This is a genomic window from Nocardia ninae NBRC 108245 (genome assembly GCF_007990755.1).
GTDB lineage: Bacteria > Actinomycetota > Actinomycetes > Mycobacteriales > Mycobacteriaceae > Nocardia > Nocardia ninae.
Window position 1 is genome coordinate 1 of record NZ_BJXA01000049.1, and the last position, 13,372, is coordinate 13,372.

A 13,372-nucleotide genomic window follows, 5' to 3' on the forward strand; every position below is an offset into this window, starting at 1 on the left:
TCATCGGCTGCGAGCTCGCGGCCAGCTTCCGCAGCCGCGGCATCGCGGTGGTGCTGGTCGAGCCGCAACCGACCCCGCTCGCCTCGGTCCTCGGCGAACAGGTCGGCGCGCTGGTGGCCAGGCTGCACCGCGACGAAGGCGTCGACCTGCGCTGCGGCACCGGACTGGACACGCTGCTCGCCGACGACGGCCGGGTGCGCGGCGCGATCCTCGCCGACGGCTCCGAGGTCGCCGCCGATCTGGTGGTGATCGGTATCGGCTCGCGCCCGGTGACCGAATGGCTCACCGACTCCGGCATCGCCCTCGCCGATCCGGCGGCGGGCGGCGGGGTACTGGCCGACGACGTGGGCCGCACCTCGGCCGACGGCGTCTGGGCAGTCGGTGACGTCGCGGCCTGGCTGCACGACACCGGCCACCGTAAGCGGGTCGAACACTGGACAAATGCGGGCGAACAAGCCCGCCTGGTGGCCTGCGCGATGCTCGGCGCCGCCCCGCCGACCGCGGCCAGGGTCCCGTACTTCTGGAGCGATCAGTACGAGGTGAAGATCCAGGCCCTCGGCACGCCGACGGCCACCGACGAGGTGCATCTCGTCGTCGACGACGGCCGCAAATTCCTCGCCTACTACGCGCAGGACGGCAAGCTCACCGGCGTCGTCGGCGCGGGCATGACGGCCCAGGTGATGAAGACCAGAGCCAAGATCGCCGCAGGCGCACCGGTGTCGGAACTGCTCACCCCCAGCTGAGTTCGGCCGCGCACCCGGCGCCGGAAGCGCCGCCCGACGACCGATCGAGCCGCTGCCGCGCGGGACCCGGTCGGGCACTGTAATACGGTTGTCTCTGTGATCGTCGCGCTCATCGATTCGGGTCTCGGGCTGCTGCCCACATCCGCTTGGCTGCGCAAGCTGCGGCCGGACGTGGATCTGCTGCTGCAATTGGACCCCGACGGCGCACCGTGGGGACCGAAACCCGAGCAGTGGACGATCGACCGTGTGGTCGAGACCGCGCGGACCTCGATCGGGCTGGGCGCCGAAGTGATCGTGATTCCGTGCAATACCGCCAGCGTCACCGCGTTGGAGCATGTAAGGGTGGAGGTCGGGCCGGATGTGCCGGTCATCGGCACCGTGCCCGCGATCAAGCCTGCGGCCGCGGTCTGCCGCTCGGTGGCGGTCTGGGCCACCGCCGCGACCACCGCGAGCCGGTACCAGGCGGATCTGATCGCCAAGTTCGGCGGCGACGCCGATGTGGTCGGTGTGGCCTGTCACGGTCTCGCGGACTCGATCGACCGGGGTGACTTGGTCGCGGCCCGCGAATCCATCGCCCGCGCCGTCGAGCAGACCCCCGATGACGTCGAAGGCGTAGTCCTCGGCTGTACCCACTACCCGCTGGTGATCGACTCCATCGTCGCCGCCCTGCCCGACGGGGTCCGGCTCTTCGACAGCGCGCAAGCCGTTGCCGCGCAGACCATCCGGCGGATGGACGCGCTCGGCCGCCCCACGCCCGGCAACGGTGCGGTGATCGTGCGCAACAGCGGACGGCCCGGTGCGCTGCCCGCCAGTGCGGCCAGCTTCGAATCCGGCAGAATCCTGGGTGCCCAGGGGTGAACCGCTGCGCCCGAAGGAGATTCGCGCGATGACCGAGGTCGCGCCGACCGCCGCGGACGTGCAGGCGGCGCTGGTCGCCGTCGCCAATCCCGCGGACGCGATCCATCTGCAGCGGTTCTTCAAGACCGGGCCGGGGGAGTACGGCGAGGGCGACGTCTTCGTCGGCGTCCGCGTACCGGTCACCCGCGGCATCGCGAAACGCTTTGCGGCACTGTCGCTCGACGAGATCGACGTGCTGCTGGACAGTCCCGTGCACGAGGATCGGCTGGCCGGGCTGGTCATCCTCAATGCCAGGTTCGCCAAGGCCTCCAAGCCGAAGACCTTCGATGACGCGGCGCGCGCCGAGATGGTGCGGCTTTATCTGGCTGCCGTGCGCCGCGGCCGGGTGAACAACTGGGACCTGGTCGACGTGTCCGCCGAGAACATCATCGGCCCATGGCTCGCGGACAAACCCCGCGACTTGCTGTTCGATCTGGCCGGGGCGGATTCGCTGTGGGAGCGTCGGGTTGCCCTGCTGTCCACCTTCGCGTTCATCAAAACCGGCGACGCCACAACCACATTCGAGCTGGCCGAGCGTCTGCTGAATGACCGGCGCGACCTCATCCAGAAGGCGCTCGGCTGGATGCTGCGCGAGGTCGGCAAGCGCATCGATCAGCGGCTGCTGATCGGCTTCCTCGACCAGCACGCGGCCGAATTGGGTCGTACCGCACTGAGTTACGCCACCGAACACCTCGACGCGGAACTGCGCGCGCACTATCGCGCGCAGTAGCGGGCGTCAGAACTGGATCTTGAGGTGATCCGTCACCGGATGTGCCTGGCAGCCGAGGATGTAACCGTTCTCGATGTCCTCCGGGTCGAGGATCTCGGCGTTGTCCATCTCCACCGCGCCCTCGAGCACGGTGCACGCGCACGAGCCGCATTCGCCTTCCTGGCAGGAATACGGCACATCGAGGCCCTTGGCCAGCATGATGTCCACCAGCGTCTGCTTGCGCGGCCACTTCAGCTCGTGCACCTCGCCGTCGAGTTCCACCTCGACCGTCGCCGCACCGGCGGCTTCCTCGTCGGACACCGCGACCGGCGCCTGGTCCGCGAACGGGTCGCCGGCAAGGGAATTGAACACCTCGGCATGCGTGCGCGAGCGCGGCACGCCGAGCTGAGCGAGCGCGTCGTGCACTCGATCCATGAACGGCTTGGGCCCGCACATGAACGCCTCGTAGCCTTGGTACGGGGTGACCAGGGCGGCCAGTCCCTCGGTGGTCGGCAGCCCCTGTAGGTGTTCGAGCCAGTGGATCACGGTGAGCCGCTGCGGATGTTTGTCCGCGAGCTCGCGCAGCTCGTCGGCGAAGATCACCGCGTCGTGGTCGCGATTGGCGTACACCAACACGATTCGGCCGCTGCCCCTGGCGAGCGCCGACTTCAGGATCGACATCACCGGCGTGATGCCGCTGCCCGCGCCGAACAGCAGCAGGTCGGCGTCGAGATCCTTGGGCGTGAAAACCCCTGAGGGCGGCAGCACTTCGAGCGAGTCGCCCGCTTTGACGTTGTCGCACAGCCAGTTCGAACCATAGCCTTCGACGGTACGTTTGACGGTGACCTTCGGCCGATCGTCGGTGTACGGTGAGCTGGCCAGCGAGTAGCAGCGGGCCACCGAACCGGTCAGCTCACTGGGGATGCGCAGCGTGAGGAACTGGCCGGGCTGATAGCGGAAGCGATCGGCCAGTTCGTCCGGAACGTCGAAGACCAGCGAACAGGTATCGGTCGTCTCGGTGATCACCGCGGCTACCCGCAGTACGACCGAACGCGAGCCGTGTGGAACCTCGACTGTGGTCATGTCGTCCCTCTCGAACCTGGCAAGGGCGCTGCACAGCGCCAAAACTAGAACGTGTTGCAGTTTTATCGTACGTCGGACTTCGGTTGCCGGACAAGCTGAGCCTCCAGACCGGCGATCAGCACCTCCATGCCGAAGTCGTAGGCGTACTTGCCGCGCAGGTCCGCCATGTATTTGGTGGCACGCTCGACCGCGTCGGGCAGTGCGACGTCCGACAGTGGCGCGCGATCGCGCGGGTTCACCCGGCTGCGGCCGAACAGGTAGGTGTGGATGGTCGCGTACGCGGCGAGCACATTGCGGTCGGTGAAGCCGGCCTCGAGCAAGATCTCCATGATCGCCGCGATCAGATCCAGCTGTTTGCCGAGCATCTGCTCGATCAGCACATCGCCGAGGCCGGGGTGCTTGCGCAGCTTGTCGTCGATCTGGTCGATGAGATCGCGCAGCCGGTGTTGCCACGGGCCCGATTCCGGTGGTGGCGTGCGTACTCCGGTCAGCGCGGCGGTGGCGACCAGGTCGAGCAGTTCACGTTTGTCGGCGACGTAGTAGTACGGCGCCATCGGCGAGACACCGAGTTCGCGGGAGAGTCGCCGCATCGACAACTTCTCCACACCGTCCTCGCGCACCACGCGCAGCGCCGCCTCGACGATCTCGGACTCCGACAGGGTATTGCCGCCTCCGCTCGCCTGCATTCGTCCGACTCCCATGCCACCTCTACCACCGCGGGCGCGATTCGCCCGTCCGTCCTGTTCAGCTACTTCCCACCCGAAGTCTATGCGCGTCCACCGGACCCGGGTGGGCGGGACGGCCCTCGGCGATGAGCATCGGCGTCGGGCCCGACCAGGCCCGAACACGCGCCGGGCATCCCGGTCACACCGAAGTCGATAAGAAGAACCTGTTCCATTTTGTCAGCGAATGACGTTATCGTGTGACGGCGGCTACATCGGTGGCCGCGGTCACGGATCGCTCGCTCGGAGGTAGACATGCCGGAATTCGGATCGAACGGACACGCCGACACCGACCACTCGGGACCGGTCGGCACCGTCGAGGCACACGAGGACACCGCACCGCTGGTCGAGGAGACCCTCATCGAAGAGGTGTCCATCGACGGTATGTGCGGCGTTTACTGACAGGGAGTGGCGACCATGCTCGATCTCGATACCCGATGGCAGCTGCATCCGAGGGTGGCCTTGCGGCCGGAACCGTTCGGCGCGCTGCTCTACCACTTCGGCACCCGCAAGCTCTCCTTCCTGAAGAGCCCGCGGATCGTCGAGATCGTGCGGTCGCTGCCGGAGCACGGCACTGCCCGCACGGCCATGCGGGCGGCGGGCGTCACCGACGCGAATGCCGCGCAGTACGTGAAAGCCCTGACACAGCTGGTCGATTCCGACATGATCGTCGGTGCGCCCGCCGATGCCCCGGTGGCGCCCGCCGCCGTGAGCAGGGCTCCGGCATCGTCGACGGCGGGGGTGGTCCCGCCGTCCGACACGGCGGTGCGGCTGGTAGATCGGTTCGAAACCGGCCTGGCCGCACCGATTTGCCTCACCTGGGAGCTGACCTACGCTTGCAACCTGTCCTGCGTGCACTGCCTGTCCTCGTCCGGCCGCCGCGATCCCCGGGAGCTGAGCACCGAGCAGTGCAAGGCGCTGATCGACGAGTTCGAGCGCATGCAGATCTTCTACGTGAACATCGGCGGCGGCGAACCGACGGTGCGCCCGGACTTCTGGGAGCTGGTCGATTACGCGACGGCACACCATGTCGGAGTGAAGTTCTCCACCAATGGAGTTCGGATCACCCCGGAGGTCGCTGCCCGGCTGGCCGCGAGTGACTATGTCGACGTACAGATTTCGCTGGACGGTGCCGACGCGGCGGTGAACGATGCCGTGCGCGGGCCCGGTTCCTACGACATGGCCATCCGCGCGCTGGAAAACCTTGCGGCAGCGGGCTTCCGGGACGCCAAGCTGTCGGTCGTGGCGACCAGGCACAACATCGGTCAGCTCGACGAATTCCGGGCGATCGCCGAAAAGTACGGCGCCACCTTGCGTTTGACCCGGCTGCGTCCGTCCGGCCGCGGCGCGGACGTATGGGACGACCTGCATCCGACCCAGGAGCAGCAGCGGGTGCTCTACGACTGGCTGGTGCGCAACGGCGAGGGCGTGCTCACCGGCGACTCGTTCTTCCACCTGTCCGCGTTCGGCGAGGCGCTGCCCGGTTTGAACATGTGCGGCGCGGGCCGGGTGGTCTGCCTGGTCGACCCGCTCGGTGACGTGTACGCCTGCCCGTTCGCCATCCACGATCGGTTCCATGCCGGAAATGTGGTGTCGGACGGCGGTTTTCGCACGGTCTGGCACGACTCGGCGCTGTTCGCCGAACTCCGTGAGCCGAGCGGCGGCGGCGCCTGCGCGTCGTGCAGCCACTACGACTCGTGCCGCGGCGGCTGCATGGCGGCCAAGTTCTTCACCGGTCTGCCTGCCGACGGACCCGACCCGGAGTGCGTCCAGGGCTACGGCGAGGCGGCGCTGGCCGACCCCGCGCGGATGATCCCGCGCTCGTCGGTCGACCACTCCCGGCGGGTGACGCCGCGGACCGGTGCGCGCAAATCCGGGCCGGTGCCGTTGACGCTGTCCGTGACGCGCCCGAGCGTATTTCCACCTGAACGCCGACCCGCGCGGGCCTGCGACGAGAACCCGCTCGCCTGAGATCATGGGAGTAGCCAATCGGATGCTGCCCGCTGCGCGGCGGGCGGCTTCCGGTCGCGACCGGCCGATTGCCGTTGCGTTGCCGGATGCTGGATTCGGACGCAGCTCGGCGCTTCGTCGTCTGTCGCAACACGTGTCAGGGGGCCGAACGACCCTGTTTGATGCGGAATTCTGTCCTTTTAACCGGACTGATGATGCTCGCGCGCGAATCTCCGCCTAGCATGCCAGGAATGCGCCATGATCGCCTGCCCGACGGATTCGGGGTGCGGATTGATCCACGGGTACGCGCATACTCCGGAGGCCGGGTACTGATCGGCGGTTCGCCCGCTCGGTTGCTGCGACTTGCCCCGGAGGCCGCCGAGATGATCGGCGACGGGTACCTCGAGGTGACCGGCCCGAAGTCCGCGACCGTTGCCAGACGGCTGCTCGACTCCGGGGTCGCCAACCCGCGTCCCCGCCTGCTGCCGTCCCCCGAGGACGTCACCGTCATCGTGCCGCTGCACAACAACGCCGACGGACTCGCCAGGCTGCTCGCCGCGCTGCGCGGGCACAACGTCATCGTGGTCGACGACGGCTCGGACCAGCCGGTGCAGATCCCGCGCGATCGGGGCACCCGCTGCCGGGTGACCGTGCTGCGCCACGACGAGAAGCAAGGGCCCGCCGCCGCGCGCAATGCCGGATTGAAGGCCGCGACAACCGACTTCGTCGCGTTCCTCGACTCCGATGTGGTGCCGCGCAGCGGCTGGCTGGAGGTGATGCTCGGGCACTTCAGCGATCCGGAGGTGGCGCTGGTCGCCCCCAGGATCGTCGCGCTGGACCCGGAGTCCAATGCCCTCGCCCGCTACGAGCACACCCGCTCCTCGTTGGATCTGGGCCGGCGTGAGGCCGCGGTGCAGTCGCACGGCCTGATCTCCTACGTGCCGAGCGCCGCGCTGCTGGCGCGCCGCCGGGCACTGCTGGCCCAGGACGGCTTCGACGAGTCGATGCTGGTCGCCGAGGACGTCGATCTGTGCTGGCGGCTCGAGCAGGCCGGCTGGCGGCTGCGCTATGAGCCCGCCGCCCACGTCGCGCACGACCACCGGGTGTCCTTCCGGGCCTGGTTCGGCCGAAAGATGTTCTACGGCACGGGCGCAGCGCCGTTGGGTGAGCGCCACCCGGGTATGGTCTCGCCACTGTCGCTGCCCTCCTGGACGATGGTGGCGGCGTTCCTGTTCGCCACGCTGTCGAAGTGGGGACTGATCGGCGGGCTGCTCACCTTGCTCACGGCGCTGGTCCGACTACGCCGGGTCTTCGCGGAACTGGACAACCCGACCCGGATCGCCGCGATCTACCTGTCCCGTGGTTTCTTCGCCGGCCTGTGGCGGCTGGCCTCGGCGATGTGCAGGCACTACTGGCCGGTGACACTGCTGGCGATGCTGGCGTCGAAGCGGATTCGGCGCATCGCGATCACCATGGCGGTCGCGGACGGTCTCGCGGACTGGTTCACCCATCGCGACGCCGGTGGCCTCGATCCGGTGCGGTACGTGGCCTACAAGCGGCTCGACGACATCGCCTACGGCACCGGGCTGTGGGTGGGCGCCTTCCGTGCGCGCAGCCCGGAGTCGCTGAAACCCACTGCGCCGTCGCACTGATCGCCGATCGGGCGCGGACACACTGATCGGACAGGGCTCGGATGACCGACACGCTCATCGTCGGCGGCGGTACCGCGGGCTGTGTGCTCGCGGCGCGGCTGAGCGCGGACCCGGAGCACACCGTCCGGCTGGTCGAGGCCGGCTCGATCGGGATCGCGCCGGAGGGTTTTCCCGCGGCGCTGCTCGATGCCACCCGCCTGCCGATCGACGCGGACGCGGCATGGTTGTGGCGTTACCCGGTCATGCTCGCCGACGACGGCGCGGCGGTGCCGGGAAACATTGTGCGCGGCAAGGTCTTCGGTGGATCGGGTGCGGTCAACGGCAGTTACTTCGTGCGGGCCACCGCGGCGGACTTCGCGGCATGGAGCCGGGTGCTCGGGTCGTCGACGGCCTGGTCGTTCGACACGGTGCTGCCCGCATACCGCCGCTCGGAGCGTGACCTCGACTTCGGCGATCAGCCCTGGCACGGCCGGTCCGGGCCTATCCCGGTGCACCGCAACAAGAACCCGGTACCGCTCAGCGAGCGCTTCGCCACTGCCTGTGTGGCACTGGGGTTTCCGGAGATATCCGATCTGAACGCACCGGCGGGTGCCACCGATGGGCTCGGCCGGGTGCCGTGCAGTACCGACGACGGCAAGCGGGTCAGCACCGCGTCCGCCTACCTCCTGCCCGCGCTGGGCAGACCGAACCTCACCGTGCAGGCCGCTACGTCGGTGCTGCGCCTGCGCTTTCACGGCACCCGCGCGGTCGGCGTCGACGTATGGCACGACGGGCGGGCCGACACCCTCTGGGCGGACCGCATCGTGCTCAGCGCCGGCGCGATCGAATCCGCCGCGCTGCTGCTGCGTTCGGGGATCGGCGACCCCGAACAGCTGCGGGCACTCGATATCCCGGTCGTGCACGCCGCACCCGTCGGCGCCTGGTTCACCGACCATCCCGAGATCGGTCTCGAATACCGGCCGGGGCGGGCCGGGCGGGCCACCGTCCCGCTGGAGTACGTGCTGGAGCTGGACGACCTCGAGATCCGGCCGTACACGGTCGCTTTCACGCCCGGCGCACAGCGCCTCGGCATCGCGCTCATGCGACCGAGTTCCGCGGGGGTGCTGCGGCTGCGGTCGGCCGATCCCGCGGTACCGCCGGTGATCGAGCATCGGTATCTCTCGGCTGAGCACGATCGGGCCAGGCTGCGCGCCGCCGTCGGGACCGCCACGGCGGTGCTGCACGAGATGTCGGCGACGCCGTGCACCGCACTGATGCCGCAGCAACCGGCGGCCGCGGCGGCGTGGTTGCACGCGAATCTGGGTACCTCGCAACATCTCTCCGGGACCTGCCGGATGGGTCCGGCCGGCGACGGGCGCGCGGTTGTGGACGAGTCCGGCCGGGTGCACGGCGTAGCCGGCTTGACGGTGGCCGATCTCTCCGTCGTCCCGGTGCCGCTGAGCCGCGGCCCGCAGGCCACGGCGGTGCTGATCGCGGAACACCTCGCCGAAGATCTTCGCCGGTCCGGCGGCGGTCGAACGTCACAAAGTCTTTAACGGAAAATCGTCCAGCTTATTGATCCAACGCCTAATGTTCGCAATGCACGAGTCACTTCCGTGCGAGGTAGCTGGCAGCCGGGCGCGTTGCGCAGCGGCAGTGAAGATGGAGGAACGTTGTCGACCGCCATCGTTTCGCCATATGGGCAGCCTCTGGTGCACCATACGGAGTTGTGCGGGTTCAGCGCGCGGCCCCGGCGCCTCCACAGACCGCAGCGCCGAGTGAGCTGTATCTGTCGGGGGTACAGCTCGCTCAGCGGCGGCCCGGTGCGCTGGAAGATCGCTCGCCCCGCCCGAATTCCGGCAATCGGTGTCGAATCGCCCGACTTGTCGGTGTGCGCCAGTACCCTGGTGGAGGGCGTGACCGAGTTCGATCCGCAGCTCGCGATCATCGACGGCCGACCGGTCACTACAGACTTCGTCGGTGCCGGACACAGGGAAGGTCCGGCACCGACGGGGATTCCGGTGCACCGCGCTCACCCCGCCCCCGATCCGCACGGCGCATCCGCCGTCGGGGTTGCCACCGAGGTCTCGCACCGCCACCGCCGTCGTGAGTTCGGCCACACCATATTTCGCGTAACCCGACACCCGCGCCGTGCGCTGCCGGGTGCAACGCCGTCGGCAGCTGCGCCCGCACGCGGCGCGCACAGCCCGAATCGCATGCCCACTTCGGTGTATCGGCACCGCACAGACCCCCCAAACCTGACCCAACCAGGAAAAAGGAAACCCGATGAACAACCCTTTCGACGACGATGGCGCCCAGTTCTACGTACTGATCAACGACGACGGCGAGCACTCCCTCTGGCCGATCTTCGCCGCCGTCCCAGGCGGCTGGACCATCGCCTACGGTGCCGCCGCCCGTAAAGCCTGTCTGCACTACGTCGAAACACACTGGCTCGATATGCGTCCCAAATCACTCATCGAGGCCTCGGCCAACGAAAGTTCCTGAGCGCCCACCGAACCCCCGAAACCACCCGTATAGGCGGGGAGCGCCGGTCAACATCCCCCCTGCAGACCGGCGCGCCCCGCCCCCTACTCGTACTTCGCTGCGCCCCAGTGCATCATGGACGTATGACGAATCAACGGTTCACCCCCAGCCTGCCGGAGACGTTGATCGAAGCGGCCCATCGCTGGGAGGCCGGTCGCCCGACTCCCGCGCAGACCCAACAGATCAGCGGCTGGCTGGATGCGATCATGCACCGCCGCCGTCCGCAGGACGCCGCGAAGTCCTAGCGCCGCACCGGCGCCCGGCGGCGGTCCGCGCCGAGAAGTGGATCGAGTGGTGCGCGGGCCGCGAACGGCGGTCGGCTATGCCTTCGTGCGCGCCGACTCGATGATCGAGCGGGCCTGCTGGCGCCACTCGGTGACCGCGCGCCCGCGAAAGTCGGTGAGCGCGGTATCGAACTTCCCGGCACGCTTGGTGACGGTCAGCCCGATATAGGTGTTGTTGCCGGTGATCGCTTGTGTCGCAACGGAACACGCTTCATCGATCTCGCCTGCGCTCAGCAACGCGGTGGCATGCTCGAACCGGACGAGGGCGGGCTCCATTGTTTCCTGCGGGTCGTAGAGGGCGAGTGCATGGGCCGCGGCCTTTGCGGTTTCGGCGGCACGGCCGAGATTGGAGTAGCCGATCGCCTGATAGAAGGCCAGTTTCTCCGGGCGGTACGAAAAGATGCCTACCGTAAGCTCTTCTTGGCCAACATTTTCCAATGCGCGACCGGATTTCTCGATACACCGGACAAACTGGACGGCATTTCCGAGGCTGGCATGGGCGCGGGCCGCCATTCCCCACAGCCAGGCCGCCGCCGGGCCGTGCGCCGGATTTTCTTCGAGGCGGCCGCCGAGCAAGTTCAAGACTTCCTTCGGCTTGTCACTATACGTCGGTAAATATGCGAGACCGGCCAGCGCGATATCTTCGGAATAACGATCACCGATGTCTTGCGCGGCGTGGATCGCGGTGCCGTACCAGAGTCGCGCTTGCCCGAAATGTCCTTCGTTGAACAGGATTTCGCCGACGACGTTGGCCAGCCTGCCCGCGGTGCGCACCAGCCGGACCTGATGGTGGGTGGCCTGGCGCTGCGCGAGAGTGCCACGGACGGTACGGAATTGCTCGAGGGTGGTGTGTAGCAGCTCGTGCGGCGGCACCTGAACCACTCGTTTGCCGAGCGCCTCGGCCGACTGTTCCAGCAGGCCGAGCCGTCGTTCGCTGATCGACCCGGCGTCCAGGGTGGCCAGCATTTTCTCCGGTTCGGCCGCAACCAGGTCGGCGGCCTTGCCGGTCAGGCCGACCCCGATGCAGGCCAATAACTCTCGCCTTCTCACGTCGTCATCCTCGACTTCCTTGTCGAGCCCGATGTCCCTACCGAGCTGGGTTTCCGTATCGGGCGCCGAGTCGGCGGCTTCGATGCCGAAGCCGGCCCCCCGGCCCGCGGTGACGGCCCGCTCGAATCGTGCGACGACGACCGGATCGGCTTCTGACACGACCCGGTCGAGCAGACGTTGGCTTGCGGCATGCATCCGGGTTGTCCGGCCGTTTTCCCACAAGACGACGGTGCGCGGGGTGACGCCCACCAGACGCGCGAATTCGTACCGACTTCGCCGCATCGCGGCGCGAAGCGCACGGACATCCTCGCCCGTCCAGTCGATCTCAACCATAGGTCCCGCTTCCTCGCACCAGGCTGATACAAACGGAAACTACCCGCATTTACCGCATTCGGGACTGTTATCCACCGAATCGCAACGTGCACGCTGAATCTGCACCCGGCGCCGGGGTTCTGCCCAAACCCGTACCGGGGCGCCGGCATTCCAGAATCCGCCGCATGGTCCCGACACGGCCCGATCCATCCGTGTCGCGCGTGATTCCGGGGGCGCCTTTCGGTGCCGGGTGCACTGACGTTTACGCAGGGGTGAACTATGGACGTATTGCACTCGGATGTGCGGGAATTGTGGCTGGTGCAGAGTCGCGACTGCGCACAGGATCCGGTGGACCTCAGCTACGAACGAGCGCGGTTCATCCTCACCGTGCACGGCGGCCACGGTGCCCGCTGTCGCCAATACCTCGCCGCCGCGGCCTGCTGTTACCGTCGGGCGGCCGAGAAGTGAAGCAAGGCGGGCCCGGCCGAAGCCGGGCCCGCCTTGGGTCGGGGTGGAGTCAGGCGGCCGCGGACAGCGCCTCGAACTCCTTGTCGGTCAGCGTGATGCGCGCGGCGTCGGTGTTCTCCTCGAGGTGCGCGATGCTGGAGGTGCCCGGAATCGGCAGCACCACCGGCGAGCGGCGCAGCAGCCAGGCGAGCGCCAGCTGGGCGGGGGTCGCGCCGTTTTCCTTGGCGATCGCGTCGAGCGGGCCGCCCGGCCTGGCGAGTTCGCCGGTGGCGATGGGGAACCACGGGATGAACGCGATGTTCTCCTGCTCGGCGTACTCGAGCACATCCTCGTCGGCGCGGTTGGCCAGGTTGTACAGGTTCTGCACCGAGACGATGGTGGCGATCTCGCGGGCCTGCCGCAGCTCCTCGACGCTCACCTGGGAGACGCCGATGTGGCGAATCTTGCCCTCCTGCTGGAGCAGGACCAGCTCGCCGAGCTGGTCGGCCAGCGGCACCTGCGGGTCGATGCGGTGCAACTGGTAGAGATCGATCTGCTCGACGCCGAGGTTGCGCAGGCTCAATTCGGTCTGCTGGCGCAGGTATTCGGGCCTGCCGACCGGACGCCAGTCGCCGGGGCCGCTCCGGGTCAGCCCGCCCTTGGTGGCGATCACCAGGTCATCGGCGTAGGGGTGCAAAGCCTTACGGATGAGCTGTTCGCTGACGAACGGGCCGTAGGAGTCGGCCGTGTCGATGAAGGTGACGCCGAGCTCGACGACCCGTCGCAGCACCCGGATCGCCTCGTCGGGATCCTTGGGGTCACCCCAGACACCGGGGCCGGTCAGCTGCATGGCCCCGTAGCCGAGCCGGTGGATGGGTAGGTCACCGCCGAGCGCGAAGGTGCCGGATGCCGCGGCGGGCCGCGCGTGCAGGTTGGTGCTCATGGGTTCGGTTCCTTCCGAAGGGGAATTGCGCGAGAGCGGGCGAGCCGGTGAGACGTC

13 protein-coding genes and 1 pseudogene are annotated in these 13,372 nt (G+C 68.2%); 10 read left to right on the forward strand and 4 right to left on the reverse strand.

Going from position 1 to position 13,372, the window contains the following annotated elements; all coding sequences use genetic code 11:
- The 3 genes from NN4_RS28680 to NN4_RS28690 all read left to right on the forward strand — a co-directional run.
- Positions 1-743: NAD(P)/FAD-dependent oxidoreductase (locus NN4_RS28680; RefSeq protein ID WP_147138031.1), on the forward strand; the 743-nt coding region annotated here is incomplete at its 5' end.
- A 96-nt stretch (positions 744-839) separates the two neighbouring features.
- Complete coding sequence (locus NN4_RS28685) at positions 840-1,601, forward strand: glutamate racemase (protein ID WP_107659449.1); 762 nt, start codon at positions 840-842, stop codon at positions 1,599-1,601.
- Between the two features lie 28 nt (positions 1,602-1,629).
- Complete coding sequence (locus NN4_RS28690; protein WP_147138034.1) at positions 1,630-2,370, forward strand: DNA alkylation repair protein; 741 nt, start codon at positions 1,630-1,632, stop codon at positions 2,368-2,370.
- Positions 2,371-2,376: 6 nt separating this feature from the next.
- Here the strand turns inward: NN4_RS28690 and NN4_RS28695 are convergent, their stop codons facing one another.
- Positions 2,377-3,432 carry a ferredoxin--NADP reductase gene (locus NN4_RS28695; RefSeq protein ID WP_147138037.1) on the reverse strand — a complete coding sequence of 352 codons (1,056 nt, stop codon included), beginning with the start codon at positions 3,430-3,432 and terminating at the stop codon, positions 2,377-2,379.
- 62 nt (positions 3,433-3,494) lie between these two features.
- Entirely contained in the window at positions 3,495-4,118 is a 624-nt protein-coding gene (gene mftR2, locus NN4_RS28700; RefSeq protein WP_107659447.1) for a mycofactocin system transcriptional regulator MftR2, read from the reverse strand.
- A 363-nt stretch (positions 4,119-4,481) separates the two neighbouring features.
- On the opposite strand from mftR2, the pseudogene mftA reads away from it, so the two are divergent.
- The 6 genes and pseudogenes from mftA to NN4_RS45230 all read left to right on the forward strand — a co-directional run.
- Positions 4,482-4,556, forward strand: a pseudogene (gene mftA / locus NN4_RS46785) (mycofactocin precursor MftA); the annotation flags it as partial.
- A 15-nt stretch (positions 4,557-4,571) separates the two neighbouring features.
- Positions 4,572-6,125 (forward strand): mycofactocin radical SAM maturase, encoded by a 1,554-nt coding sequence (mftC, locus tag NN4_RS28710; RefSeq protein ID WP_147138040.1) that lies wholly within the window; start codon positions 4,572-4,574, stop codon positions 6,123-6,125.
- 230 nt (positions 6,126-6,355) lie between these two features.
- Positions 6,356-7,756, forward strand: a complete 1,401-nt coding sequence (gene mftF / locus NN4_RS28715) for a mycofactocin biosynthesis glycosyltransferase MftF (protein WP_107659445.1) — start codon at positions 6,356-6,358, stop codon at positions 7,754-7,756.
- Between the two features lie 41 nt (positions 7,757-7,797).
- Entirely contained in the window at positions 7,798-9,291 is a 1,494-nt protein-coding gene (gene mftG, locus NN4_RS28720) for a mycofactocin dehydrogenase MftG (RefSeq protein WP_147138043.1), read from the forward strand.
- A gap of 730 nt (positions 9,292-10,021) precedes the next feature.
- Positions 10,022-10,240: an MbtH family protein gene (locus tag NN4_RS28725; RefSeq protein ID WP_107659443.1), complete on the forward strand. Its 219-nt coding sequence runs from the start codon at positions 10,022-10,024 to the stop codon at positions 10,238-10,240.
- A gap of 122 nt (positions 10,241-10,362) precedes the next feature.
- Positions 10,363-10,524 carry a hypothetical protein gene (locus NN4_RS45230; RefSeq protein ID WP_159080728.1) on the forward strand — a complete coding sequence of 54 codons (162 nt, stop codon included), beginning with the start codon at positions 10,363-10,365 and terminating at the stop codon, positions 10,522-10,524.
- A gap of 75 nt (positions 10,525-10,599) precedes the next feature.
- Here NN4_RS45230 and NN4_RS28730 read toward each other — a convergent pair whose 3' ends face one another.
- Positions 10,600-11,946, reverse strand: a complete 1,347-nt coding sequence (locus NN4_RS28730; protein WP_147138046.1) for a helix-turn-helix domain-containing protein — start codon at positions 11,944-11,946, stop codon at positions 10,600-10,602.
- Between the two features lie 258 nt (positions 11,947-12,204).
- Here NN4_RS28730 and NN4_RS28735 point away from each other — a divergent pair, with 258 nt between their 5' ends.
- On the forward strand, positions 12,205-12,393 hold the full coding sequence (locus NN4_RS28735) for a hypothetical protein (RefSeq protein WP_135233537.1): 189 nt from the start codon (positions 12,205-12,207) through the stop codon (positions 12,391-12,393).
- A 49-nt stretch (positions 12,394-12,442) separates the two neighbouring features.
- On the opposite strand, the gene NN4_RS28740 is transcribed toward NN4_RS28735, so the two are convergent.
- Positions 12,443-13,315 (reverse strand): aldo/keto reductase, encoded by an 873-nt coding sequence (locus NN4_RS28740; RefSeq protein ID WP_147138049.1) that lies wholly within the window; start codon positions 13,313-13,315, stop codon positions 12,443-12,445.
- Between the last annotated feature and the right edge of the window lie 57 nt (positions 13,316-13,372).